Annotated in this window: 21 protein-coding genes; 9 read left to right on the top strand and 12 right to left on the bottom strand. The window is 60.7% G+C overall.

Annotated elements, in window-relative coordinates:
• The 3 genes from ybeY to miaB form a co-directional block, all read right to left on the bottom strand.
• Positions 1 to 495 carry an rRNA maturation RNase YbeY gene (ybeY, locus tag ACA055_RS26110; RefSeq protein WP_497681215.1) on the bottom strand — a complete coding sequence of 165 codons (495 nt, stop codon included), beginning with the start codon at positions 493 to 495 and terminating at the stop codon, positions 1 to 3.
• A complete protein-coding gene (locus ACA055_RS26105) occupies positions 488 to 1504 on the bottom strand; it encodes a PhoH family protein (protein WP_497681214.1) in 1017 nt (338 codons plus the stop codon). The genes ybeY and ACA055_RS26105 overlap by 8 nt, the downstream gene beginning before the upstream one ends.
• A 215-nt stretch (positions 1505 to 1719) precedes the next feature.
• Positions 1720 to 3048, bottom strand: coding sequence for a tRNA (N6-isopentenyl adenosine(37)-C2)-methylthiotransferase MiaB (gene miaB, locus ACA055_RS26100; protein WP_033053447.1), 1329 nt, complete (start codon positions 3046 to 3048; stop codon positions 1720 to 1722).
• A 135-nt stretch (positions 3049 to 3183) separates the two neighbouring features.
• Here miaB and ACA055_RS26095 point away from each other — a divergent pair, with 135 nt between their 5' ends.
• Positions 3184 to 3513 carry a DUF1820 family protein gene (locus tag ACA055_RS26095; protein ID WP_007894425.1) on the top strand — a complete coding sequence of 110 codons (330 nt, stop codon included), beginning with the start codon at positions 3184 to 3186 and terminating at the stop codon, positions 3511 to 3513.
• A 121-nt stretch (positions 3514 to 3634) separates the two neighbouring features.
• On the opposite strand, the gene ACA055_RS26090 is transcribed toward ACA055_RS26095, so the two are convergent.
• The 4 genes from ACA055_RS26090 to ACA055_RS26075 all read right to left on the bottom strand — a co-directional run bounded on the left by ACA055_RS26090 (position 3635) and on the right by ACA055_RS26075 (position 7152).
• The gene (locus ACA055_RS26090) at positions 3635 to 4189 is read right to left on the bottom strand and encodes a tetratricopeptide repeat protein (protein WP_497681213.1); all 555 of its coding nucleotides are present in this window, start codon (positions 4187 to 4189) and stop codon (positions 3635 to 3637) included.
• A gap of 225 nt (positions 4190 to 4414) precedes the next feature.
• Positions 4415 to 5698, bottom strand: coding sequence for a glutamate-1-semialdehyde 2,1-aminomutase (gene hemL, locus ACA055_RS26085; protein WP_497681212.1), 1284 nt, complete (start codon positions 5696 to 5698; stop codon positions 4415 to 4417).
• Positions 5699 to 5713: 15 nt separating this feature from the next.
• The gene (thiE, locus tag ACA055_RS26080) at positions 5714 to 6337 is read right to left on the bottom strand and encodes a thiamine phosphate synthase (protein WP_497681211.1); all 624 of its coding nucleotides are present in this window, start codon (positions 6335 to 6337) and stop codon (positions 5714 to 5716) included.
• A gap of 17 nt (positions 6338 to 6354) precedes the next feature.
• Positions 6355 to 7152 carry a hydroxymethylpyrimidine/phosphomethylpyrimidine kinase gene (locus tag ACA055_RS26075; protein ID WP_497681210.1) on the bottom strand — a complete coding sequence of 266 codons (798 nt, stop codon included), beginning with the start codon at positions 7150 to 7152 and terminating at the stop codon, positions 6355 to 6357.
• 336 nt (positions 7153 to 7488) lie between these two features.
• On the opposite strand from ACA055_RS26075, the gene ACA055_RS26070 reads away from it, so the two are divergent.
• From ACA055_RS26070 to ACA055_RS26055, 4 genes are all read left to right on the top strand, one after another.
• Positions 7489 to 9873, top strand: a complete 2385-nt coding sequence (locus tag ACA055_RS26070) for a hybrid sensor histidine kinase/response regulator (protein ID WP_497681209.1) — start codon at positions 7489 to 7491, stop codon at positions 9871 to 9873.
• A 75-nt stretch (positions 9874 to 9948) separates the two neighbouring features.
• Positions 9949 to 11595, top strand: coding sequence for an acyl-CoA dehydrogenase family protein (locus tag ACA055_RS26065; protein WP_497681208.1), 1647 nt, complete (start codon positions 9949 to 9951; stop codon positions 11593 to 11595).
• 171 nt (positions 11596 to 11766) lie between these two features.
• A complete protein-coding gene (gene amn / locus ACA055_RS26060) occupies positions 11767 to 13266 on the top strand; it encodes an AMP nucleosidase (protein ID WP_497681207.1) in 1500 nt (499 codons plus the stop codon).
• Positions 13267 to 13338: 72 nt separating this feature from the next.
• Entirely contained in the window at positions 13339 to 13974 is a 636-nt protein-coding gene (locus tag ACA055_RS26055; RefSeq protein ID WP_497681206.1) for a pseudouridine synthase, read from the top strand.
• Here ACA055_RS26055 and ACA055_RS26050 read toward each other — a convergent pair.
• Positions 13969 to 14178 (bottom strand): DUF2788 domain-containing protein, encoded by a 210-nt coding sequence (locus tag ACA055_RS26050; protein WP_497681205.1) that lies wholly within the window; start codon positions 14176 to 14178, stop codon positions 13969 to 13971. The genes ACA055_RS26055 and ACA055_RS26050 overlap by 6 nt on opposite strands.
• A 214-nt stretch (positions 14179 to 14392) precedes the next feature.
• Positions 14393 to 14872 carry an Lrp/AsnC family transcriptional regulator gene (locus tag ACA055_RS26045; protein ID WP_403102566.1) on the bottom strand — a complete coding sequence of 160 codons (480 nt, stop codon included), beginning with the start codon at positions 14870 to 14872 and terminating at the stop codon, positions 14393 to 14395.
• A gap of 435 nt (positions 14873 to 15307) precedes the next feature.
• On the opposite strand from ACA055_RS26045, the gene ACA055_RS26040 reads away from it, so the two are divergent.
• The gene (locus ACA055_RS26040) at positions 15308 to 16327 is read left to right on the top strand and encodes a DUF6515 family protein (protein ID WP_497681204.1); all 1020 of its coding nucleotides are present in this window, start codon (positions 15308 to 15310) and stop codon (positions 16325 to 16327) included.
• On the opposite strand, the gene ACA055_RS26035 is transcribed toward ACA055_RS26040, so the two are convergent.
• Both ACA055_RS26035 and pmcY read right to left on the bottom strand, forming a co-directional pair.
• The gene (locus tag ACA055_RS26035) at positions 16321 to 17217 is read right to left on the bottom strand and encodes a cation diffusion facilitator family transporter (RefSeq protein WP_497681203.1); all 897 of its coding nucleotides are present in this window, start codon (positions 17215 to 17217) and stop codon (positions 16321 to 16323) included. The two genes, ACA055_RS26040 and ACA055_RS26035, sit on opposite strands and share 7 nt — an antisense overlap.
• A gap of 29 nt (positions 17218 to 17246) precedes the next feature.
• Entirely contained in the window at positions 17247 to 17666 is a 420-nt protein-coding gene (gene pmcY / locus ACA055_RS26030) for a periplasmic Zn2+ metallochaperone PmcY (protein WP_497681202.1), read from the bottom strand.
• A 109-nt stretch (positions 17667 to 17775) separates the two neighbouring features.
• Here pmcY and hrpB point away from each other — a divergent pair, with 109 nt between their 5' ends.
• On the top strand, positions 17776 to 20292 hold the full coding sequence (hrpB, locus tag ACA055_RS26025; protein ID WP_497681201.1) for an ATP-dependent helicase HrpB: 2517 nt from the start codon (positions 17776 to 17778) through the stop codon (positions 20290 to 20292).
• A 331-nt stretch (positions 20293 to 20623) separates the two neighbouring features.
• Here the strand turns inward: hrpB and ACA055_RS26020 are convergent, their stop codons facing one another.
• The gene (locus ACA055_RS26020; protein WP_497684493.1) at positions 20624 to 21553 is read right to left on the bottom strand and encodes a LysR substrate-binding domain-containing protein; all 930 of its coding nucleotides are present in this window, start codon (positions 21551 to 21553) and stop codon (positions 20624 to 20626) included.
• Positions 21554 to 21779: 226 nt separating this feature from the next.
• Between ACA055_RS26020 and ACA055_RS26015 the strand changes: the two genes are divergently transcribed.
• Both ACA055_RS26015 and ACA055_RS26010 read left to right on the top strand, forming a co-directional pair.
• Positions 21780 to 23273 (top strand): aldehyde dehydrogenase, encoded by a 1494-nt coding sequence (locus tag ACA055_RS26015; RefSeq protein WP_497684492.1) that lies wholly within the window; start codon positions 21780 to 21782, stop codon positions 23271 to 23273.
• Positions 23274 to 23304: 31 nt separating this feature from the next.
• Positions 23305 to 24675: an aspartate aminotransferase family protein gene (locus tag ACA055_RS26010; protein ID WP_497681200.1), complete on the top strand. Its 1371-nt coding sequence runs from the start codon at positions 23305 to 23307 to the stop codon at positions 24673 to 24675.
• Positions 24676 to 24830: the final 155 nt, after the last annotated feature.

Raw genomic sequence — 24830 nt, 5'->3', positions numbered from 1 at the left:
TTACTCTGAATCCTTTGTTGTAACGATAGGGGATGTGTCTGTTTCATCGTCCGCATACGGGTCGGGAAAGCCCAACTCTGCAAGCAACGTTCGTTCCAGTGCTTCCATTTCTTCAGCTTCTTCGTCATCTATATGGTCGTAACCAAGCAGATGCAAGCAGCCGTGAATGACCAGATGCGCCCAGTGCGCCTTCAGCTCCTTGCCTTGTTCCGCGGCTTCGCGCTCGACCACCGCTACGCAGATCACCAGATCGCCCAGCAGCGGGATGTCAAGAAACTCGTCAGGCACATCGGCAGGAAACGACAGGACGTTAGTGGCGTAATCTTTTTGCCGCCAGGTGTGGTTCAGCTCGCGGGCTTCTTCTTCGTCGACCAGGCGAATGGTCATTTCAGAGTCGGCGGTGCGCTGGCGCAGGGCGAGTTCGCACCATTGGCGGAACTCGGTTTCGCTGGGGGCGGGCGCTTCGGTAGCCAGTTGCAGATCAAGCTCAAGCATCGTGGCGAGTGTCCCTGGATGAGAGCTTCGCCGGCTCTTCGGCAACGCGATTTTCGAAGCGCTCGTAGGCTTCGACGATGCGCTGCACCAGCGGATGGCGCACGACGTCTTTGGGCATGAAATGGGTGAAGCTGATGCCCGGCACGTCCTTGAGCACTTCGATCACATGGTGCAGCCCGGACTTGGTGCCTTTCGGCAGGTCGACCTGGGTGATGTCACCGGTAATGACCGCTGTGGAACCGAAGCCGATGCGGGTCAGGAACATTTTCATTTGCTCGACGGTGGTGTTCTGGCTTTCGTCGAGGATGATGAAACTGTTATTGAGCGTACGACCACGCATGTAGGCCAGTGGCGCAACTTCAATGACCTGGCGCTCGATCAGCTTAGCCACGTGTTCGAAGCCGAGCATTTCGTAGAGCGCGTCATAGAGCGGACGCAGGTACGGGTCGATCTTCTGCGACAGGTCACCGGGCAGGAAACCGAGTTTTTCGCCCGCTTCCACCGCCGGACGAACCAGCAGGATGCGGCGAATCTGCTCGCGTTCCAACGCGTCTACCGCGCAGGCAACGGCCAGATAGGTCTTGCCGGTACCGGCCGGGCCAATGCCGAAATTGATGTCGTTGCCGAGGATTTCCTTCACGTAGCGCAGCTGATTCAAGCCGCGAGGGCGAATCATTCCTTTTTTGGTGCGCAGGGCGACGGACGGTTCGGCGGGGGAGGCGTTGTCCAGCTCTTCGACGGCCGATTCCTGCAGGAACAGGTGAACCATGTCCGGCGACAGCTCGGTACCCTTGGTTTCCCGGTACAGGCGGCGCAGGAGGTTTTCCGCGGAGGTGGTGTGCTTGGGCTCGCCGATCAGTTCGAACTGGTTTCCGCGGTTGCGGATCTCGATGGTCAGGCGCTGTTCGATCAAGCGCAGATGCTCGTCGAATTGCCCGCACAGATTGGCGAAGCGGCGAGCTTCAAAGGGCTCGAGGATGAAACGATGTGGTTCTATAGGTGCGTTCAAGGTCGTATTTAGCCGCCCTGGGGCAATTAAGATGAAATCAAGGATAACGCCAGTGGCCTGGGTGCGAAAGCTCTTATACAGACCAATCTGATTCCCGTGCCTGGCGCGGTCTCTGTGGGAGCGGGCTTGCTCGCGAATGAGGAGTGTCAGTCGACATAATGTAACTGACACCCCGCCTTCGCGAGCAAGCCCGCTCTCACATTGACCTGCGACAGTTACTGGATCAACGAACCCCGCAGCGAGTGCGGCTGCGCAGCGTCGATGTGCACGTCAGCGAACTGGCCGATCAAGGTTGGATTGTCGCAGCGGAAGTTCACGATACGGTTATTCTCGGTCCGGCCTTGCAGTTCGCCAGGGTCTTTTTTCGAATAATCGGTCACCAGGATCCGCTGGATCGAACCGACCATTTGTCGGCTGATCTCGAAACCTTGCTGGTTCAAACGATGTTGCAGCGCGTTCAGGCGTTCTTTTTTCAGCGCTTCCGGCGTTTCGTCGGCCAGATCGGCCGCCGGTGTGCCCGGGCGCTGGCTGTAGACGAACGAGTAGGAGAAGTCGAAACCGACGTCTTCGATCAGCTTCATGGTCTGTTCGAAATCTTTCTCGGTCTCGCCCGGGAAGCCGACGATGAAGTCCGAGCTGATGCAAATCCCCGGCACGGCGGCCCGCAATTTGCGCAGTTTGGATTTGTATTCCAGCGCCGTGTGGTTGCGCTTCATGGCCGCCAGGATCCGGTCCGAACCCGACTGCACCGGCAAGTGCAGGTGTTTCACCAGCTCCGGTACGTCGGCGTGGGCCTGGATCAGACTGTCGGAAAATTCCAGCGGGTGTGAAGTGGTGTAGCGAATCCGGTCGATGCCATCGACTGCAGCCACCACCCGGATCAGCTCGGCGAGATCCGCCAGGCGTCCGTCGTGAGTGGTCCCGCGATAGCCGTTGACGTTCTGACCCAGCAACGTCACTTCACGCACGCCGTTTTCGGCCAGGTGGATGATCTCGGCAATCACGTCGTCGAACGGCCGGCTGACTTCTTCACCGCGGGTGTACGGCACCACGCAGAAAGTGCAGTACTTGCTGCAGCCCTCCATGACCGACACGTAAGCGCTCGGCCCGTCGATGCGCGGCTCGGGCAGATGGTCGAATTTTTCGATTTCCGGAAACGAGACGTCGACTTGCGGCAGCTTGGTGGCGCGCGCGGCGTCGATCATTTCCGGCAGGCGGTGCAGGGTCTGCGGACCGAACACGACGTCAACATAAGGCGCGCGATCGCGGATGGCGGCGCCTTCCTGGCTGGCGACGCAACCGCCGACGGCGATCACCATGTCCGGGTTGGCGAGTTTCAGTTCGCGCCAGCGGCCGAGCTGGGAGTACACCCGGTCTTGGGCGCGTTCGCGGATCGAGCAGGTGTTGAGCAGGATCACGTCGGCATCTTCAGCGCGAGCGGTGACTTCCAGGGCCTGGTGTTCACCCAGCAGATCAACCATGCGCGAGCTGTCGTACTCGTTCATTTGGCAACCGTGGGTTTCGATGTAAAGCTTCTTGGCCATGGACAGAGTCATCACGTGATTCAAAGAACCGCGCATTATAGGGAACATGTCCCGAGGTTCCTACCGTTGTGCGTCCGGCGGCTATGCTATAGTTCGCGCCCTCATTTTTATCCCCCGATGTGTTGCTCGCCCACCATGACCAAACGTGAAGCTCCAATCTACAAGGTGATTTTCCTCAACCAGGGCCAGGTGTACGAAATGTACGCCAAGCAGATCTATCAAAGTGATCTGTGGGGCTTCCTGGAAGTAGAAGAGTTCGTCTTTGGCGAGCGCACACAAGTGGTCGTCGATCCGAGCGAAGAGAAACTCAAGGCTCAATTCGAAGGTGTTGTGCGCAGTTTCGTGCCCATGCATTCGATTGTACGCATCGACGAAGTCGAGCGTCTCGGCACACCGAAAATCAGCGAAGCCCGCGGCGCGGTCGGCAATGTCATGCCGTTTCCGATGCCGATGCCTGAGAAATAGGTCTCAAGACCGCGTCGCGTCCATTCACGAGCAAGCCCGCTCCCACAGTTGATTTGTGACGACGCAGATCAACTGTGGGAGCGGGCTTGCTCGCGAAGGGGCCAGAAAGGTCGATGCAGAATTAAGGCAGTGGCGAAAACGGCGTACGCCCATCGGCGCTCTGCAGTTCCATCAAGTATTTACGGAAGATTTGCCCCAGCACCTGAGTCGCCACCTCAAGTTCTTCGCGAGGCATTTTCTCGGCCACTTCATCGGCCGTATCCAATGCCTCTTCAGCGCCGTTGACCGCAGCCATTTTCAGCACGATATACGCCTGGACGTTATTGGCCTGTACGCCTTCGCCGTGGAAAAACATGGTGCCGAGTTTGAATTGCGCCTGGGCGTGGCCTTGCAGCGAGGCTTTTTCGAAGTAATCCAAGGCTTTATTGAGGTCGCGCGGCGCGTTTTTGCCGTCGTAGTAGAACTCACCCAACTCGTATTGCGCTTGCGCATCCCCTTCATCCGACGCTTTCTGGCAGGCGGCGAGAGCCTGTGCCAGGTCTTGCGGCTGGGTATTGAGGGTGCAGCGACCCATCGCTGGGATTAACAACGAGTTGCCGCCTGCTTGTGCGAGCGCGAGCAGGGGCTGAAGGAGCAACAGGCAGCCCAGTGCAAGGGCGCGGCCGGTGCGGTTCATGGGAATCGACTTACCTCTGAAGGGCGCGCGGACCCATCGAGGGGATCCAATAAGCGCGCATTATGAAATAAGCAGGGCCAACCTTACAAAGTCTTTACTCGTTTTTCTGCTGCGCGGGAAATATATCGCCCACTTTGCGGGGCATTATTAGCAGATGAGTAGGAAAAAGGGCGGGAATGTAGGTGAAAGCTGACGCTGGCAATCGCCAACGTCAGCGGCACAGCGTTATTTCAATGCGGCAAAAGCGCGCTCGGCGGCATCCAGCGTCAGTTTCAACTCCGCTTCGCCGTGGGCGATCGAGGTGAAGCCGGCTTCGAATGCGCTCGGCGCCAGGTACACGCCGCCTTCGAGCATCAAGTGGAAAAAGCGACCGAACAGCTTGGCGTCGCTGGCCATCACGTCATCGAAGGTCACGATGTCGTCGGCACCGCTGAAGTACAGGCCGAACATACCGCCAGCCTGGGTGGTCACGAACGGAATGCCCGCGGCATCGGCGCGCTGTTGCAGGCCATCGAGCAGGCGGCTGGTGTAGTCGGTCAGTTCAGCGTGGAAACCTGGACGGCTGATCAGGCGCAAAGTAGTCAGGCCCGCGGCCATGGCCAGCGGGTTACCCGACAAGGTGCCAGCCTGGTAGACCGGGCCCAGCGGCGCGATGTGCGACATGATTTCGCGTTTGCCGCCGAAGCAGCCAACCGGCATGCCGCCACCAATGATCTTGCCGAAGGTAGTCAGGTCCGGCGTTACGCCGTAATGGGCTTGTGCGCCGCCGAGGGCGACACGGAAGCCGGTCATCACTTCGTCGAAAATCAGCACCACGCCGTGCTTGTCGCACAGGGTCCGCAGGCCTTCGAGGAAACCTGGCGCCGGCGGCACGCAGTTCATGTTGCCAGCCACTGGCTCGACGATGATGCAGGCCACGTCCTGGCCGACTTCGGCGAGCATGGTTTCCACGGCGTCGATGTCGTTGAACGGCAGGGTCAGGGTGTGTTTGGCAAACGCCGCCGGCACACCGGCCGAACTTGGCACGCCTTGGGTCAGGGCGCCGGAACCGGCCTTGACCAGCAGGCTGTCGGAGTGACCGTGATAGCAACCTTCGAACTTGATGATGCTGTCACGGCCGGTGAAACCGCGAGCCAGACGGATAGCGCTCATGGTTGCTTCAGTCCCGGAGCTGACCATGCGCACCATTTCCATCGACGGCACGATCGAGCAGACCAGATCGGCCATCTGCGTTTCCATCTCGGTCGGAGCGCCGTATGACAGGCCGTGCTCCAGCTGCTTGCGCACCGCGTCCAGCACATCCGGATGGCTGTGGCCGAGAATCATCGGGCCCCAGGAACCGACGTAATCCACATAACGCTTGTCGTCTTCGTCGGTGACGTAGGCGCCTTCCGCATGCTTGAAGAACAGCGGCGTGCCGCCGACACTTTTGAACGCGCGAACAGGCGAGTTCACGCCACCGGGAATATGTTTCTGGGCATTGGCAAACAGCGTTTCGGAACGAGACATGATCGGACTCTCAAATCAGACTTTAAGTAATTCATTGAATGCGCGGGCGCGGCGCGTCACTTCAGCGGTGCTCTCGGCGCCAAACAGACCATGCACAACCGCCAGCAAATCGACCCCGTGTGCCACCAGCGGGGCGGCGTTATCCAGGGTGATGCCACCGATCGCGCAGATCGGCAGGTGCAATTTGCTGCGGGCCTGGTCGAGCAGTTCGAGGCTGCAGGTCGGTGCGCCGGGTTTGGTGTTCGAATTGAAGAAGCGACCGAAGGCGACGTAACTGGCGCCTTCTTTGGCGGCCTGCTCGGCGAGTTCGAGTTGCGCGTGGCAGGTCGAACCGATGATTGCCTGGCGACCGAGCAACGCGCGGGCCGGAGTCAGCGGGCCATCGGTCTGGCCCAGGTGCACGCCAACGTTCAGGCGTGCGGCCAGCTCGGCGTCGTCATTGATGATCAGCTGGGTCTTGTAGCGTTCGCACAGATCGCGCAGGGCTTCGGCCTCGCGCAGGCGGCGGGCCTCGTCGCTGCTCTTGTCGCGGTATTGCAACAGGATGACGCCGCCTTCCAGCGCCGCCTCCACGTACGACAGAAATTTACCGGCCAGTAACTGGCTGTCGGTAATGGCATACAGGCCACGTAGTTTCATCGAGCAGGCCTCTTGGCTTACGAACAGAAATCCAGCGGCAGGCGGCGTGGTACGAACTGGCCTTTGCCCAGTTGTTCCGCATCACGCAGGGTGCGCCACGTGTAGTTAAGCGCGGTCTGCACGGCGCTGGCGAGGTTTTCACCCTGTGCCAGACGACCGGCGAGAGCGCTGGCCAGCGTGCAACCCGAACCGTGGTAGCTGCCAGGCAAACGCTGGCAGGTGTAGGTTTCGCGGCGACCGTCGCGGCTGTACAGGCGATTGTGGATTTCGTCTTCATCGCCATGGCCGCCGGTGATCAGCAGGTGTTTGACGAACGGCAGGAGCTTTTCAGCGCATTCGTCCGCGGTGCCTTCGGGCAGTTCAGCGAGGATGCGGGCTTCGGGAAGGTTAGGGGTGGCAATGATGGCCAGGGGTAGCAGGCGTTCGCGCATGGCGTAGCCGACTTCGTCCTTGCCCAATCGTCCGCCGCCACCGGCGCGCAGCACCGGGTCGCAGACCACTGGCAAGTGCGGATGCGCCGAAAGCAGTTCGACGACGGTGTCGACCATTTCCAGAGAACCGAGCATGCCCAACTTGACCGCGGCGACCGTCGAATCGTTGAGCACGGCATTGGCCTGGGCCAACACCCATTCACGGTCGAGGACGCGGAAGTCAGTGACGTTGACCGTGTCTTGCACGGTCAGGGCGGTGACGGTCGGAGCCGCATGACAACCCTGAGCGAGCAGGGCTTCGATATCTGCCTGCAAGCCGGCGCCACCACTTGGGTCGTGGCCGGAGAGACAGAGGACAACGGGGCGAGAGCTGTAGATATTCATGGTGCGCGAGCTTACCACCAAACATCTTTTTTCGGGTGTAGCGACATCCAGTTCGGCCGATACATTGTGGCGAGGGAGCAAGCGCCCTCGCCACAAACGGTCATTGGCCGCACTGCCATTGTCACAATCTGACCGAACCTACAACTGTGGCCCGATGGGCGGCTCTGGAACGCCCGTTCTAGAGCCTTTGTAGGAAAAATTTCAATGGTGTTCAATGGCCATCAACGGCTATGCTAGAGTGGATCCAAACCAATAACAGGTAATACCGGTTTTACGTCTACTCAAAAGGAATGGGGGGCTTCCTGACAGAACCGGACAGGCCACGCTGGGGCTTAAATGCGCTATTTGCTAATGTTGCTGTTGTGCTTGCCCCTCCTGGCGAGCGCGGTCGAATTCGATGAATTCACTAAAAGCCTTCCCCTGGGCCGAACCCTGCAAGTGTTCGAAGACGCGGGTGGTCACGCGACCATCGCCGATGTCTTGGCGCAAGCGGCTGCCGGGAAATTCAAAACTCACGATAAAGCCACCCTCAACGCCGGTTATTCGCGCTCGGCGTTCTGGCTGAAAATCGACCTGCATTACCGCCCGACCAATCCTGCGGCGCAACGCACCTGGTTGCTGGAGCTGGCGTATCCGCCCCTCGATCACCTTGACCTCTACTTGCCTGATGCTGCCGGCGGCTATCAGTTGGCCCGGCAAACCGGCGACGCCTTGCCGTTCGACAGTCGCGAAATCCGTCAGAACAACTACCTGTTCGATCTGAATTTCACCCCTGATCAAGCGCAAACCGTGTACCTGCGGCTGGAAAGCGAAGGGTCGATCCAGGCCCCCGTCACGTTGTGGTCGAGCACCGCTTACCTCGAAGAACAACCGGTTCGACTTTATGTACTGGGGCTGATCTACGGCGTATTGCTGGGAATGCTGGTCTACAACCTGTTCATCTATCTCAGCGTGCGTGACACCAGCTACCTCTACTACATCTTCTACATCGCCTCGTTCGGCTTGTATCAGCTGTCGGTCAACGGCGCGGCGGTAGAGTATTTCTGGCCGAATAACCCGTGGTGGGCCAACGCTGCGACGCCATTTTTCATCGGTTGCGCCGGGCTGTTCGGCAGTCAGTTCGCCCGCAGTTTCTTGCAGACCGCCACCCACAGTCGCTGGCTCGACCGCTTGCTGCTGGCGCTGATTGCGTTCAGTGCGGTGGTTGTCGGGTTGTCGCTGATGACCAGTTACGGCCTGGCGCTACGCCTGGCGACGGCCCTGGCGCTGACATTCACCGTGGTGATTTTTGCCGCAGGGATTTTCGCCTGGCTGCGCGGTTTGCGGGTGGCACGGTATTTCATCATTGCCTGGTCGGCGTTTTTGCTTGGCGGCATTGTCAACACGATGATGGTGCTGGGTTATCTGCCGAACGTGTTCCTGACCATGTATTCCAGCCAGATTGGCTCGGCAATCGAAGTGGCGCTGCTGTCCCTGGCCTTGGCCGACCGCATCAACGCCATGCGGGAGCAGCAGGCGCAGACCTTGTTCGATGCCGGTCAGAAACTTGAAGTGCTCAACCAGCAACTGGCGCACAGCAACAAACTCAAGGATGAATTCCTCGCCACCCTGACCCATGAACTGCGCACCCCCATGAACGGTGTGATCGGTTCGTTGGAACTGATGCAGACCGTCGAGATGGACCCTGAGTTGGAGCAATATCAACAAACGGCCGCAGGGTCGGCACGGGACATGATGCGCATGGTCAACGGCATCCTCACGCTGACCGAATTGCAGGCGGGCAAGCTCACGGCCTCTGCGGCCACGTTCAGTTTGCGTGGTGTCGTCGATGCCTTGCGCGTGCAGTTCGAAGGCAATGCGTTGAGCAAGTCGCTGGACTTCAAGGTCGAGGTATCACAGGGGCTGCCGGATCGCTTGATTGGCGACAGCGCCAAGTTGGCGCAATGCCTGGAATGCCTGTTGGATAACGCAATCAAGTTCACCCGAATCGGTGGGTTGGCGCTGCGGGTGACGGGTAAACCCGCAGAGCCCGGCCGGATGGCGCTGTCGTTTGCGGTAATCGACACAGGCATCGGTTTCACCGATCTGGGGGAGGCGACCATGTATCAACGGTTCTTCCAGCTCGACGGCTCGATGACCCGTGAATACGGCGGTCTGGGCGTTGGTCTGGCGATTTGTCGGCAACTGATCGAATTAATGGGCGGGCGCCTGACTCACCGTTCGGAGCCTGGGCGCGGCAGTCGTTTCCAGCTGGATGTCGAGTTCGAGTTGCCGGTGGTGGAACGGCCGTCAGTGCCGAAGATGACCCGGGAATTTCCGCGCTTGCGCCTGCCTCAGGACTGCAGGGTGTTGCTGGTGGATGACAACAGCATCAATCAATTGGTGATGCGCGGCATGTTGCTCAAGCTCGGGTTCCGGGTACGCACTGCCGACAGCGGGCCTGCTGCACTGGATCACTTGCAGCGCGAATCCTTCGATGCAGTGTTGCTCGATTGCGAGCTACCGCCTGTGGACGGTGTGTCCGTCTGCTGCCAGATTCGCGCGTTGCCGGGTTGTGCCCAATTGCCGGTATTTATGCTTGCCCTGAGTGTTGATCGCGAACGCTGCCCGACCGGCACGCTGATCGATTACCTGAGCAAACCGGTGAAATTCGAAGACTTGCAGGCCGCGCTCTATCGGCGGGTGCTTTGCCCGAGGCAGGGTGAAAGCGCCGACAGTTAGGCAGATATGACACTTTGTTCGGTCAAGGGGCGGTGCTTAACTGAAGTCCCTTGGCTGACCAAAGGAGCCCCCGTCATGAACCTGCATCAGTTCGCCGAAACCCACGAAGTCACCAACCAGCCGCCGTCGCTGGACGGCACCAACCTGTATCGAATTGATTTGCCATTGCAGGAATGGTCACGGCGTTTCGGTGCCGGTTGGGCCGAATCGCGGATCGACGCCTACGGCGCACTGGCCGGCGGGCCGCTGATGGAAGCGGGGTTCCTGGCCAATCAAAACAAACCGGTTTTCAGCAGCCATGACCGGTATGGCCATCGTATCGACCTGGTGGAATTTCACCCGGCCTATCACGAGCTGATGCGCACAGCGGTCGAGCACGGCTTGACCTCGTTGCCCTGGGCTCATCCGCAGTCCGGCGCCCACGTCGCCCGCGCCTCGATGACGTACTTGCACAGCCAGGCCGAAGCCGGCAGTGGTTGCCCGCTGACCATGACTTTCGCCAGCGTCCCGGCCATGCGTCTGCAACCTGATCTGGCCGAGCAGTGGCTGCCAAAAATCCTCTCGACCGAATACGACCCGCGCAACGTTGGCATGGCGCATAAGGCCGGCGTCACCATCGGCATGGCCATGACCGAAAAACAGGGCGGCACCGACGTGCGGGCCAACACCACCAAGGCTTTTCCGGTCGGTGCCAGCGGCCCGGGTCAGGCCTACGAACTGGTGGGCCACAAATGGTTCTGTTCGGCGCCGATGTGCGATGCCTTCTTGACCCTGGCCCAGACTGACAAGGGTTTGACCTGTTTCCTGCTGCCGCGCCATCGCCCGGATGACACGCGTAATCAGTTCTACATACAGCGGCTGAAGAACAAACTCGGCAATTGCTCCAACGCGTCCAGCGAAGTGGAGTTCCGTGGCGCCCTGGCCTGGATGGTCGGCGAAGAAGGCCGTGGCGTTCCGACTATCATCGAAATGGTCGCCATGACCCGCTTCGATTGTATGGTCGGTTCCAGCTCGCTGATGCGCCAGGCCCTGACCCAGGCCAGCCATCACTGTGCCCACCGGATGGTCGGCGGCAAGCTGCTCAGTGAACAACCCTTGATGCAGAACGTGCTGGCCGACCTGGCCCTGGAAAGCGAAGCCGCCCTGGCCTTGAGCTTGCGCATGGGCCGGGCGCTGGATCATCTGGATGACGATCATGAGGCCAAATTCGCACGACTGGTGACGGCGGTGGGCAAGTACTGGATCTGCAAGCGCGCGCCGGGAATGATCAACGAAGCCGCCGAATGCATGGGCGGCGCGGGGTATGTCGAAGAAAGCATCCTGCCGCGCCTGTACCGTGAGGCGCCGGTGAACTCGACTTGGGAAGGGTCCGGCAACGTGCAATGCCTGGATGTGCTGCGAGCCCTGTCCAAGGAGCCGGGTGTGCTCGATGTGTTGTTCAGTGAGTTGGGTGATGGCCATGGCGATAAACGCCTGGCCGCGCATATCAGCCAGTTGCAGACGGCGTTCAAGGACACCGGCGACATTCAATACCGCGCCCGGCAGCTCACCGAAGACATCGCTTTGGGTCTTCAAGCCAAGCTGTTGCTGGAAGCCGGCAATGCCGCAGTCAGTGATGCCTTCATTGCCAGCCGCCTGGGTTCAGCAGGGCGGGTGTATGGCGCGCTGCCTCGCGGACTGGATGTTGAGGCGATTGTGGCGCGGTCGACGCCGCTTATATAAACGACACCACACCCCTGTGGGAGCGGGCTTACTCGCGAAGACGGCGGCACATCCGACATTGATGTGACTAACACGCCGCACTCGCGAGCAAGCCCCACATTGGATTTTTAGTGATCACAGCATTGGAGTATCAGCACACCACTGTTCCCGTGAAGCGACGATACAGGCAAGATGAAGGTCTGCAAGTCAGAACACAGGAAGCTGATCGTGACCGAAGCGTTTATTGTCGTTCAAACCGCCGAGCAAGCCGTGGATCGGCTTGCGCTCTTGCACAATCGTGCAACCACCGCGCTGAACCAGGCGCTCAAGCGTTACCTCAAAGATCGCGTGGAACCGGACGCCGAGCAGCGTGCGATGTTTCGTTATCCCGAACTGCGTCTGACCTACCATTGCCAGGGCGAAGTCCCACAGACCACCCGCGCCTACGCCAAGGTTCAGCTGCCAGGGACCTACAGCGTCACCGTCACCCATCCCGCAGCGTTCCGTAAGTATTTGCTGGAACAGCTGGTGCCGTTGATGCATGACTTCACCGTGACGGTCGAAGTCGGCATCAGCCAACAGAACATTCCTTACCCGTACGTGGTCGAGCAGGGCGATGAGCTGGCCGGCTCCGGCGTTACTGCCGCCGTGCTGGCGCGGGTGTTCCCGAGTACCGATCTGTCCGCTGCCACCGATGGCATTGCCGACGGTCTGTACGATTGGGAAAACACCGATCCGCTGCCCCTGGCCCTGTTCGATGCCGCGCGCGTGGATTTCTCCCTGCGTCGACTGGTGCATTACACCGGCAGCGACTGGCGTCATGTGCAGCCGTGGATCCTGCTGACCAACTACCACCGTTACGTCGACCAGTTCATCGTTCATGGCCTGGAACAACTGCGCAGTGATCCGCGTTTCGTGCGCATGGTCTTGCCGGGCAACGTGATCATCGAAAAGAGCATGGATCACGGCGAAGCCTCGGCGATTGCCGCTGGCGTGGTGTGGCATCGTTACCAGATGCCGGCCTATCACTTGATCGCCAGCGATGGCCACGGCGTGACCCTGGTGAATATCGGCGTTGGCCCGTCTAACGCCAAGAACATTACCGACCACCTGGCAGTGCTGCGTCCACATTGCTGGCTGATGATCGGCCACTGCGGTGGCTTGCGTCAGTCCCAGACCATCGGCGACTACGTTCTGGCTCACGCTTACATGCGTCGTGACGGGATTCTCGACCGGGTCGTGCCGCCGAATATCCCTATTCCGGCCCTGGCCGAAGTGCAGATGGCCTTGCAGCAAGCGGCGGCCAACATCACCGGCGAGAAGGGCGACGAGCTGAAGAAACGCCTGCGTACCGGCACTGTGCTGACCTACGACGACCGTAACTGGGAGTTGCGCTGGGCGCAGGAACGTCCGCTGATCAACCTGTCCCGCGCCGTGGCGGTGGACATGGAAAGCGGCACCATCGCCGCCCAGGGTTATCGCTTGCGGGTGCCCTACGGCACGTTGCTCTGCGTGTCGGACAAACCCCTGCACAGCGAAATCAAGCTGCCGGGTTCGGCCAACGCCTTCTATGAACGCGCGGTCAGCCAGCACTTGAAGATCGGCATCGAGGCGGTGGATCTGTTGCGCACCGAACTCAACTCGCTGCACTCGCGCAAACTGCGCAGCTTCGACGAGCCGCCGTTCCGCTAACGGTTTGTCGTGGTCATTTGGCGGTCGGGGCACTAGCATTAGCAGCCCTGACCGTTAGATGTTGTTTTCCCCATGTCCCGTCCACCGCGTCCTCCTTCCCGTCGTCCAGGCGCGAAGCCAGCTCCTTCAGCCCCTCGCCGCGTTGCCAAAGCGCCGCCCGCCGAGCCGAAGCTGATCCTGTTCAACAAACCGTTCGATGTGCTGACGCAATTCAGCGACGGCGAAGGGCGGGCGACGCTCAAGGATTTCATCGAGATGCCCGGGATTTACCCGGCAGGGCGGCTGGACCGCGACAGTGAAGGCTTGCTGCTGCTGACTAACGATGGCCAGCTTCAGGCGCGGATCGCCGACCCGAAACACAAACTGGCTAAGACGTATTGGGTGCAGGTGGAAGGCGAGCCGAGCGACGAGCAGTTGCAGCGCTTGCGCGAGGGCGTCGAGCTGAACGACGGCATGACCTTGCCGGCCGAAGCGCGCCAGTTAGAAGAGCCTGAACTGTGGCCGCGCGACCCGCCGGTGCGCTTTCGCAAAAGCGTGCCGACCAGTTGGCTGGAATTGGTGATTCGCGAAGGTCGAAACCGTCAGGTACGGCGCATGACGGCGGCGGTGGGCTTGCCGACGTTGCGTCTGGTGCGGGTCAGAATCGGCGACTGGACGATCGAAGGGCTCGATCAGGGCCAGTGGAAGGAAGTGCCTGCGCGTTTATAACGTGCCGGATTCGATCATGCCGATGACCACACTTTTGATCACGAACGCGCCGACACCCAGACCGAGCACGAAGAACAGGATGAACGAGCCGAAGCGTCCGGCCTTGGACTTCTTCGCCAGATCCCAGACGATGAAACCCATGAAAATGATCAGGATGCTGACCAGTCCGGTCATCATCCACTCTTCGAATACTGCAGGATCCATCGAACATCTCCAGCGCGGGCGGGGCTAAAAAGGGCGGGGCGAGTATACGCCAAGGGAGATTGGCGGGGCATTGACCTGCGTCTCTGTGCCGCAGTCATTCGTCGCCTGTGCCGGCCTCTTCGCGAGCAAGCCCGCTCCCACAAGGTTTTGTGTTCATCGGAATATTTTGTCCAGAGCAAAACCTGTGGGTGCGGGCTTGCTCGCGAAGGCGTCCTTAACCACGCAGATGCGTCAACGGCAACTCAGTGCTGTTAAGCACCTGGTTCAACACAAAACTCGACCGCACACTGGTCACCCCTTCAATCCGCGTCAGATGCCCCAGCAGCAGTTTCTGATAATGGTCCATGTCCGGCACCACCACCTTGAGCTGATAATCCGCATCCATTCCTGTCACCAGGCTGCATTCCAGCACCTGGGGCAACGTGCGAATGGCCGCTTCGAAGTTCTCGAAACGCTCCGGCGTATGGCGGTCCATGCCGATCAGCACATAAGCCGTCAGGCTCAGGCCGAGCATCTTGCGGTCCAGCAGGGCGACCTGACGGGTGATGTAGCCATCGTCTTCCAGTTGCTTGACCCGCCGCGAGCAGGGCGAGGGTGACAGGCCGATGCGTTCGGCCAGCTCCTGGTTGGAGATGCGCGCGTCGCGCTGCAATTCCGCCAAAATGCTCAGGTCGTATCGGTCGAGTTTGCTCATCAATCAGGCCTTTGTCATAACAATTGCGGCAGATTATCTATCCAGGGTAAAAAATTGCGCAAGTTATGTTTATTTGAGCAATCTTCGCAATCCTCTGCCAGCGCTGCGGGCCTATTCTTATCACCAGAATCACTGCTCGGACAAACAGTCCAGTGCGGCTCGCCCAATCAGGCCAGCTGCGGTCGCCACCCCCACAGGGGATGTGTCGGCCCCCGAGCTACACACTGTCCAGAAGACGGCGTGAGGTGAGCCGACGTCAAAAGCGTCGAGCACGGACGAAGTTTTCAAAGGGAGGCCGACGGGTCTCCCTTTTTTCTTGCCCGCAATTTGGCTCTTGCCCTCAATAAATAAGTTTCGTGACTGATAACCTGTTGCAGAACCGGTCTGTGCTTTCCCAGTCTTACGTACAGGCCCTAACCCGCAGTGAGGAAAAGCATGAAGTCGCGCATCTGGCGTTTGGCCGGTGTTGGTTTGCTGTGTGTAAGTGTCACTGCGCAATCGCTGGCCGATGAGCCGCAAAACCGTGGCCCCGACGGCGGACAACGTGGCTCGGACGGCCATCAGGGCAACAATCAGGGGCGTGGCGGCAATAATCAGCCACGTCCGCAGAACAGCGACAACATCATTCGCGGCGACAACAGCCGTCAGTTCGAGCACAACGGCCAAAATCAGAACGACGGCCAGCGGCAGAACCGTCCGGCGCCCGACTACAACAGTCCGGTTCGCCCGCCACCTCCGCCGCCGCAGCTGCCGGCCAATGACCTGCCGATCCAGGGGCGGCCGGACACCGTGCGTCAGACCCAGCAACCGCAGCGCGGCTACTATCAGGATGTGCCGCGGCGCAACGATAACAATCAGCACTGGCAGAATAACGCTCCGCGTCCCGATGACCGTCGCTGGTCCGGTCGCCCGGACGGGCACGGAAACGGCTGGGGCCCCGGCCCGCAGTACCGACCCGGCCACGTGATCGATCGCTTCCCGGATCGTGACTACCGCGTGCCGTACCGTGGTCAGGATTACTTCTACTCCGGTGGCTACTGGTATCGCCCGCTCGGCCCGCGTTATGTAGTGGTGCAGCCGCCACGGGGAATCCGTGTCAGCTACCTGCCCGATTACGCCCGTGAAGTGTGGATCGGCGGGGCGCTGTTGTTCCTGGCGGCAGGCTCGTATTACGCCTACCAGGAGAACACTCAGGATTACGTGGTGGTCGAGCCGCCCGTGCAACCGCAGCCGCAACCGGTCAGCAACAGCTTTGACGTGGTGGCTTATCCGGCCAACGGCCAGTCGCCGCAGCAGGTCAACCAGGACGGTTACGATTGCTATCAGTATGCGGTGCAGCAGAGTGGCTTCGATCCGCGAACCGCCACCTATCAACCGGACCCGTCGGTGGTGCAAGCCTACCGCCAGGCCCAGGGCAACTGCCTGAGCAGTCGCGGTTATCAGGTGAGTTACTGAGCCCCGGCAGCCGGCACCACTTCCTGCGGGTCGGCGTGCACCAGCACTTCGGCTCGTGGGTAGGCGGCGTGAATCGCATCGGCGGCTTGATCGCTGATGCCGTGGGCGACTGACAGGGTCAGCTCGCCCGGTAACTCCAAGTGCAATTGCACAAACCACTGGTTACCGGAAATCCGCGTGCGCAGGTCGTGCGCCCCCAATACGCCCGGTACGCTGCAGGCCAGTTCGAGCATGTGCTGGCTCACATCGGGCGGCAGCTCTTCATCCATCAGCACCGCAAAACTTTCCCGGGCAATCTGAATCGCGCTCCAGAGGATGTAGGCGGCGATCCCCAATCCGAACCAGGGATCCACCTGATGCCAGCCAAAGCCGGCCAGCACCAGCGCCACCAGAATGCTGCCGTTGAGCAACATGTCCGAGCGGTAATGCAGGGAATCGGCGCGCACCGCGCTGGAGCCGGTGGCCTTGACGACGCGATGCTGCAACATCAGCAGGGCCAGGGTCAGGGCGAGGGAAAACACAATGACGCCGATGCTGATCCACGGCGCCCCCACCGGTTCCGGATGCTTCAGCCGGTCGACTGCCTGCAAGGCAATCAGCACCGCACTGCCGCCAATGAATAGCGCCTGAGCCATCCCCGCCAGCGACTCGGCCTTGCCATGCCCGTAGCGATGATCGTTGTCGGCCGGGCGCAAGGCGTAATGCACCGCCAGCAAGTTGAGCAACGCGGTGAAGCCGTCGAGTGTCGAGTCGGTCAACCCGGCGAGCATGCTCACCGAACCGCTCAACCACCAGGCGATGGCTTTGGCGACAATCAGGGTACACGCCACCGCCACCGAGGCACGGGTCGCCAGCCGCAGCAGGCGGGCGTGTTCGGAGCTGGAGATCATGAGTGCGCTCGCTCCTTGAAGTGCACGCGTTACGCGGCGGGTTGCAGGCCGAACATCGCCAGTTGCTGGGCGCTGCCCTTGTGTTGAATCAAGCGTGGATCATCCAGCGGGAAGCTGCGACCCAGCTCTGTTTCGAGAATAGTCTGCAACTTGAGGTTATCGACCTTGCCGTCGGCACCGATGGCTTCCTTGAGTTTTTCCGGAGCTACCTGGGCGGTCTCGCCCGGTGCGTAGTAAATCGCGCCGGTGGCGAAGTCCACGGCAAACGCGATCAGACCGGGAACGATGTAGAACAACAGGCCTATGGCATCGAGTGCGGCGATGGCCGGGTCGATCTTGCCGTCAATCTGGCCACGGCGGTCAGGGTAGAAAATCGAACCGCAGGCGGTCACCTGGGTCAGCAATGTCGCGACCAATACACCGCCAATCAAGCGAAAGGGAACACGCATATGAAATCTCCTGAGTCTCTGGAAAACGAAGCGTCGTCGATATGAATTAGGACCGCGACAAACGCCGAGCAGTTCGCCGTTATACTCGGCCCTCTGTTTGGGAGCCAGCATGATTTCTTTGCCGATTGATGAAGTTTTACCCGCCCTGCGTGAAGCCTTGGCTACACGCCACGAAGCCGTGCTCGAAGCACCGCCCGGCGCCGGTAAAACCACCCGTGTGCCTTTGGCCCTGCTCAACGAGCCGTGGTTGGCCGGGCAGACCATCCTGATGCTCGAGCCGCGCCGTTTGGCTGCGCGGGCAGCAGCGGAAAGGTTGGCCAGCGAGCTGGGCGAGAAGGTCGGCGAAACCGTCGGTTATCGCATTCGTCTGGACAGCAAAGTCGGCCCCAACACCCGAATCGAAGTGGTCACCGAAGGCATCCTCACCCGGCGCTTGCAGGACGACCCGGCGCTGGAAGGCGTGGGCCTGCTGATCTTTGATGAATTCCACGAACGCAGTCTCGATGCGGACCTGGCGTTGGCCCTGAGCCTGAATGGCCGGGAACTGTTTCGTGACGATCAGCCGCTGAAAATCCTGTTGATGTCCGCGACCCTGGAAGGCGAACGCCTGGCCGGGTTGCTGGATGACGCGCCGATCCTGCGCAGTGAAGGTCGCATGTACCCGGTGGCCATGCGCTGGGGCCGGCCGTTCCAGCCCGGTGAATTCATCGAGCCACGCTTGGTGCAGACCATCCTTGAAGCCTTGAATGACGAAACCGGCAGCGTGCTGGTCTTCCTGCCGGGGCAGGCGGAAATCCGTCGGGTGCATCAACAACTGGCCGATGCGCTGGGTGAGAGTACGAAGGTGTTGCTCTGCCCGTTGCACGGCGAACTGGATCTGGCAGCGCAACGCGCGGCGATTGATCCGGCGCCGGCGGGCAAACGCAAAGTGGTGCTGGCGACCAACATCGCTGAGACCAGCCTGACCATCGACGGCGTGCGCGTGGTGATCGATGCCGGGTTGGCGCGGGTGCCGCGATTTGACCCCGGCAGCGGCATGACTCGTCTCGACACCCAGCGCATCTCCCGGGCCAGTGCCACGCAGCGTGCGGGTCGGGCCGGGCGACTGGAACCTGGCGTGTGTTATCGGTTGTGGTCACAGGATCAGCACGAGCAACTGGCGGCCTACGCCAGTGCGGAAATTCTTTCGGCGGACCTCGCCGGTCTGGCTTTGCAACTCGGGCGCTGGGGCGTTCTGCCCGGGCAATTGGTGTGGCTCGACGTACCACCGGCAGCGGCCTATGCGCAGGCTCAGGATTTGCTTGAGCGCTTGGGCGCACTGGATGGCGAGACGCTGACCCGCCACGGTAAGGCCATGGCCGAACTGCCGGCCCATCCGCGTATCGCGCATTTGTTGTTGCGCGGTCAGGCGCTCGGCCTGGCAGACATGGCCAGCGATGTCGCGGCGCTGCTCGGTGAGCGGGATATCCTGCGCGGTGCCGGGGCAGATCTGCACAGTCGACTGGTGCTGCTGTCCGGCGAAGAACGGGCCGCACGCGGTGCTCAGGGTGGCGTTCAACGGGCCCGGCAACTGGCGCGGCAGTATCGAGGTTACCTGCGTGGCAAGGCGTCGGAGCCGGTCAGCGATCCGGATCATCCGCGCTGGCTCGGTGCGCTGTTGGCGTTGGCCTATCCCGATCGCGTCGCTCAGCAGCGCCGGGCCGGTGGCGCGGAATATCGCCTGGCCAATGGCCGTGCCGCGCTGTTCGCTGAAGCCGACAGTTTGATGAAACAACCCTGGCTGGTGATTGCTGATCTCGGCAGTCGTCAGGGCCAGCGTGAAGAACGGATTTACCTGGCGGCGGATTTCGATCCGGCGCTGTTCGATTCTGTGCTGGCGGAGCAAGTGCGCTGCGTCGATCAACTGGATTGGGACGAGCGCGAAGGCGTGTTGCGCGCCGAGCGTCAGCGCAAGGTCGGAGAATTGATCCTCAGCCGTGAGCCACTGACCGGGCTCGATGAAACCGCGCGCAGTCAGGCGCTGGTGAATCTGGTGCGGCGCAAAGGTCTGGAGCTGTTGCCCTGGACCCCGGAGCTGCGTCAATGGCAGGCGCGGGTGGCGTTGTTGCGGCAGTTGGACCTTGGCAGCAAGGACCAAAGTGAGTGGCCGGATGTCAGCGATGCTGCGCTGCTCAAAAGCCTTGAGCACTGGTTGATGCCGTATCTGGGGAAAGTCTCGCGGCTCAGTCATTTTGCCAATCTGGACTTGTCGAGCATCGTCCATAACCTGCTGCCGTGGCCGCTGCCGCAACGGCTCGATGAGCTGGCTCCGCATCATTTGAGCGTGCCGTCGGGGTCGTCGATTCGTCTGGATTACAGTGAGCAACCGCCGATTCTGGCGGTACGTTTGCAGGAGCTGTTTGGCTTGGCTGAAACCCCGCGGATTGCCGGGGGGCGGCAAGTGGTGAAGTTGCATCTGTTGTCGCCGGCGCGGCGGCCGGTGCAGGTGACGCAGGATCTGGCGAACTTCTGGCGTAGTACGTATGCCGAGGTGAAGAAGGATTTGAAGGGGCGGTATCCGAAGCATTACTGGCCGGATGATCCGTTGGTGGCTGAGGCTACGGCTCGGATCAAGCCTCGCAAGTGATTTTTGTGTGTATATCCATTTGTGCGGTAGCGGCGAATTAGGGGGCCGCCCTTACGGCGGGTTACTTGGAAAAGCGCCAAGTAACCAAGCGCTTTTGCCCCTAATGAAATGGTCAGCCCGGCGAGAACCTCGGCGAGTCTAAACTTGCCGGGTTGCCCACTGCGCAGAACCTGCGCTCGGCCTCGAGGGGGTGTACCGCAAAAGCGAGGCGGCCTACCGGTCGGCCTATCACTTCAAGCGTATGCGTATCCCTGTGGGAGCTGGCTTGCCTGCGATAGCGGCTTCAAGGTCGATGCAAGTCTTTAAGGCCCATCGCCAGCAAGCCTGGCGCCTACAGGATTGGGTGTGATCTTTCGGCCTTGGCAGTGAGCTGTTCTCTACAGTAGTCAGCAAACAACTGCGCCGGTTTGGTCAGTTGTCCGCGCTTGAGCCACGCTGCTACCAGCCCTGATCCGGTGACGTCTTCGACGATGTCCACGCACACTACTTTCTTGCCGTCATAGGTGCATTCCGAATGCGGTCGAGTCACCAGGATCGAGAAGCCGAACCCTTGGCCGACCATGCCCCGGACCATTTCGATCGACGGTGAGCTGAAGGCGATGTTGGGCGTCAGGCCCAGCTCTTCGAACAGGCTGACAAAGTAGGTGCGGCTCGGTTGCACGTCCAGCAGGATCATCGGTTCCAGGCACAGATCGCGCAGCGACACTTGCTTGAGTTGGGCAAAGCGATGATCCGCTGGCAGCAACGCATAAGGTCGCTGTGCCGGCATCAGCGGTTCGGTCTGGATGGTGGCGTCGAGGTCGTGTTCGTACAGGATCGCCAGGTCGAAGGCGCCCGAGGTCAGGCCTTGCACCAGTTCTTGCTGCTCGCCGTCGCGGATGCGGATTTTCACCCCCGGATACAGCGCCGAGAACCCGGCAATCAACTGTGGCAGGTACAGCGGCGCGACGGTTTCGAAGCAGCCGATATCGATTTGCCCGGCCACCACGTCGTTGTCGGCGAGGGCGTTCTGTTCGAACTCCTTGGCCATGCGCAGCAGCTCCTGGGCCTTGCGGTAGAAGCGCGCACCGCTGGGGGTCAAGGACACGCCCTGGGCGTGATGACGGATCAGCAGTTGCACGCCGAAGCTGTCCTCCAGGCCTTTGATCGCCGTGGAGATCGCCGGCTGGGCGATGTACAGCTTGCGCGACGCCTCGGCAACGCTGCCGCACTCGACGGTGGTGATGAAGTACTTCAATTGACGCAGATTGTAGGCGGCCACGGCAAACCTCAGGGTGGATGGATTCGACATCCAGGCAATTTGCGCGCCGCCCGCATCCGTTCGTACGACGGTGTTGTTGTGCTTGAACAATAACCACATGCCGCGCAACTGGGGAGATTGGCTGCCCAGTTTTTTCATCGTCTGCGAACACATTTTTACTATTTTTCCTGGACACAGGCCTGGGCCACCATCCACTGCACAAGAAAAGCCCATGGAGCATCTGAACGTGTTCGAGCTTGCATATTGGCAAAACAAAGCCGCTGCGCTGCAGTTTCCCGACCAGGCAGTGATCGACGGTAAACCCCGTTCGGCGCAGTCCGGGCAGACCTTCGCCGCGATCAATCCCGCCACCGGCCAGTGCCTGGCTAACGTGACCGCGTGCGGTGTTGAAGAGGTGGACGCAGCGGTGCGCAATGCGCGGCAGGTGTTCGAGGCCGGCACCTGGTCGGCACGCTCGCCGGGTGAGCGCAAACAAGTGCTGCTGCGTCTGGCCGATCTGATCATGGCCCACCGCGAAGAACTGGCGCTGCTCGATTCGCTGAACATGGGCAAACCAGTCATGGACGCCTACACCATCGACGTGCCGGGCGCCGCCGGGGTGTTTCGCTGGTACGCCGAAAGCCTCGACAAACTCTACGACCAAATCGCCCCCAGCGCGCAGAACGTGCTGGCGACCATCACCCGTGAAGCCCTCGGTGTCGTCGCAGCGGTGGTGCCGTGGAATTTCCCTTTGGACATGGCTGCCTGGAAACTCGCTCCAGCGCTGGCAGCAGGCAATTCGGTGATTCTCAAGCCGGCCGAGCAGTCACCGTTTTCCGCGTTGCGCCTGGCCGAGCTGGCGTTGGAAGCCGGCCTGCCAGCAGGCGTGCTAAACGTGCTGCCGGGTCTCGGCGAGCAGACCGGCAAAGCCCTCGGCTTGCACCCGGATGTCGATTGCCTGGTGTTCACCGGCTCCACCGAAGTCGGCAAATATTTCATGCAGTACTCCGCGCAATCGAACCTCAAACAGGTGTGGCTGGAGTGCGGCGGCAAGAGTGCCAATCTGGTATTTGCTAATTGTCAGGACCTTGATCTGGCCGCAGAGAAAGCTGCGTTCGGGATCTTCTTCAATCAGGGCGAAGTCTGTTCGGCTAACTCGCGGTTGCTGGTGGAGCGCTCGATCCATGACGAGTTCGTCGAGCGGCTCATGGTTCAGGCCGAGCGCTGGCAACCGGGTGATCCGCTGGCCCCGTCGAGCCACGCCGGGGCGATTGTCGACAGCCGTCAGACCGCACGCATCATGAAGTTCATCCAGCAGACCGAACGCCAAGGCGCGACGAAGGTGTGCGGTGGCCGGCAGTCGATCTTCAACGGCTCCGACAACTTTATTCAACCGACCATCTTCACGGGTGTGAGCCCGGACATGCCGCTGTTTCGCGACGAAGTATTTGGCCCGGTGCTGGCGGTCACGGCGTTCGATGACGAGGCCCATGCCTTGCAACTGGCCAACGACAGCGTCTACGGATTGGCGGCCTCGCTGTGGACCGACGACCTCAATCGCGCCCACCGCGTGGCGCGGCAATTGCGAGCCGGTACGGTGTCGGTCAACAGCGTCGATGCGCTGGACGTGACCGTGCCTTTCGGCGGCGGCAAACAGTCCGGTTTCGGCCGCGACCTGTCGCTGCATTCATTCGATAAATACACCCAGTTGAAGACCACTTGGTTTCAGCTGCGCTCATAACAGCCGCTAATAACAAAACGGAGAACTGGCGATGAACACACCACGTGAAACCCGCGACTACCAGGCCGCCGACGCTGCGCACCACATCCATGCATTCGTCGATCAGAAGGCGCTCAACGACGAAGGACCGCGGGTGATGGTCCGTGGCGAACGCCTGCATCTGTGGGACAACGATGGTCGGCGTTACCTCGACGGCATGTCCGGGTTGTGGTGCACCAACCTCGGTTACGGCCGCAAGGACCTGGCCGCCGCCGCGACCCGACAGCTGGAGCAGTTGCCGTACTACAACATGTTTTTCCACACCACTCACCCGCAGGTGATCGAGCTGTCGGAGCTGCTGTTCAGCCTGTTGCCGGGGCACTACAGCCACGCGATCTACACCAACTCGGGCTCCGAAGCCAACGAGGTGTTGATCCGCACCGTGCGTCGTTACTGGACGATCCTCGGCAAGCCCGAGAAGAAAGTCATGATCGGTCGCTGGAACGGTTACCACGGCTCAACCCTGGCCGCGACGGCGCTCGGTGGCATGAAGTTCATGCACGAAATGGGCGGCATGCTGCCTGACATCGAACACATCGACGAGCCGTACTTTTTCGCCCACGAGGGCAACCTGACGCCGGCTGAATTTGGCCTGCGAGCGGCACAGCAACTGGAAGCGAAGATTCTTGAATTGGGTGCGGACAAGGTTGCCGGATTCATCGCCGAACCGTTCCAGGGCGCCGGCGGGATGATCTTTCCACCCGAAAGTTACTGGCCGGAAATTCAGCGGATCTGCCGCAAGTACGACGTGCTGCTGTGCGCCGATGAAGTGATCGGTGGCTTCGGTCGCACCGGCGAATGGTTCGCCCACGAGCACTTCGGTTTTGAGCCGGACACACTGTCGATCGCCAAGGGTTTGACCTCCGGGTATATCCCCATGGGCGGGCTGATTCTGTCGAAGAAAATGGCTCAGGTGCTGGTGGAGCAGGGCGGGGTATTTGCCCATGGCCTGACCTATTCCGGGCACCCGGTGGCGGCGGCGGTGGCCATCGCCAACCTCAAGGCGTTGCGCGATGAAGGGGTGGTGACGCGGGTCAAGGATGACATCGGCCCGTACCTGCAACAGTGCTTGCGCGAGGTGTTCGGCAACCACCCGCTGGTGGGCGATATCCAGGGCGTCGGCATGGTGGCGGCGCTGCAATTGGCCGAGGATAAAACCAGCCGCAAGCGCTTTGCCAACGAGAGCGACATCGCGTGGCGCTGCCGCACGATTGGCTTTGAGGAAGGGGTAATTATTCGCTCGACGCTGGGGCGGATGATCATGGCACCGGCGTTGATTGCCAGTCGTGAGGAGGTTGATGAGCTGGTGGGGAAAACCTTGAAAGCGGTGGATCGTACGGCGCAGGAATACGGTCGGCTCTGACATTGTCGGAAGGTCCTTCGGACCTTAATCGCGGGCAAGCCCGCTCCCACAGGATTTGTGTCGGCCTCAGGATTCAGGCACGACACATGACCTGTGGGAGCGGGCTTGCCCGCGATTGCTTTTGCCCATTCAACAGATTTATCACCTTTTGCACC

Source organism: Pseudomonas sp. LBUM1657 (genome assembly GCF_059716075.1).
Note: the sequence above shows the minus strand (reverse complement) of the source record. Positions and strands in the feature narration are given on the sequence as shown.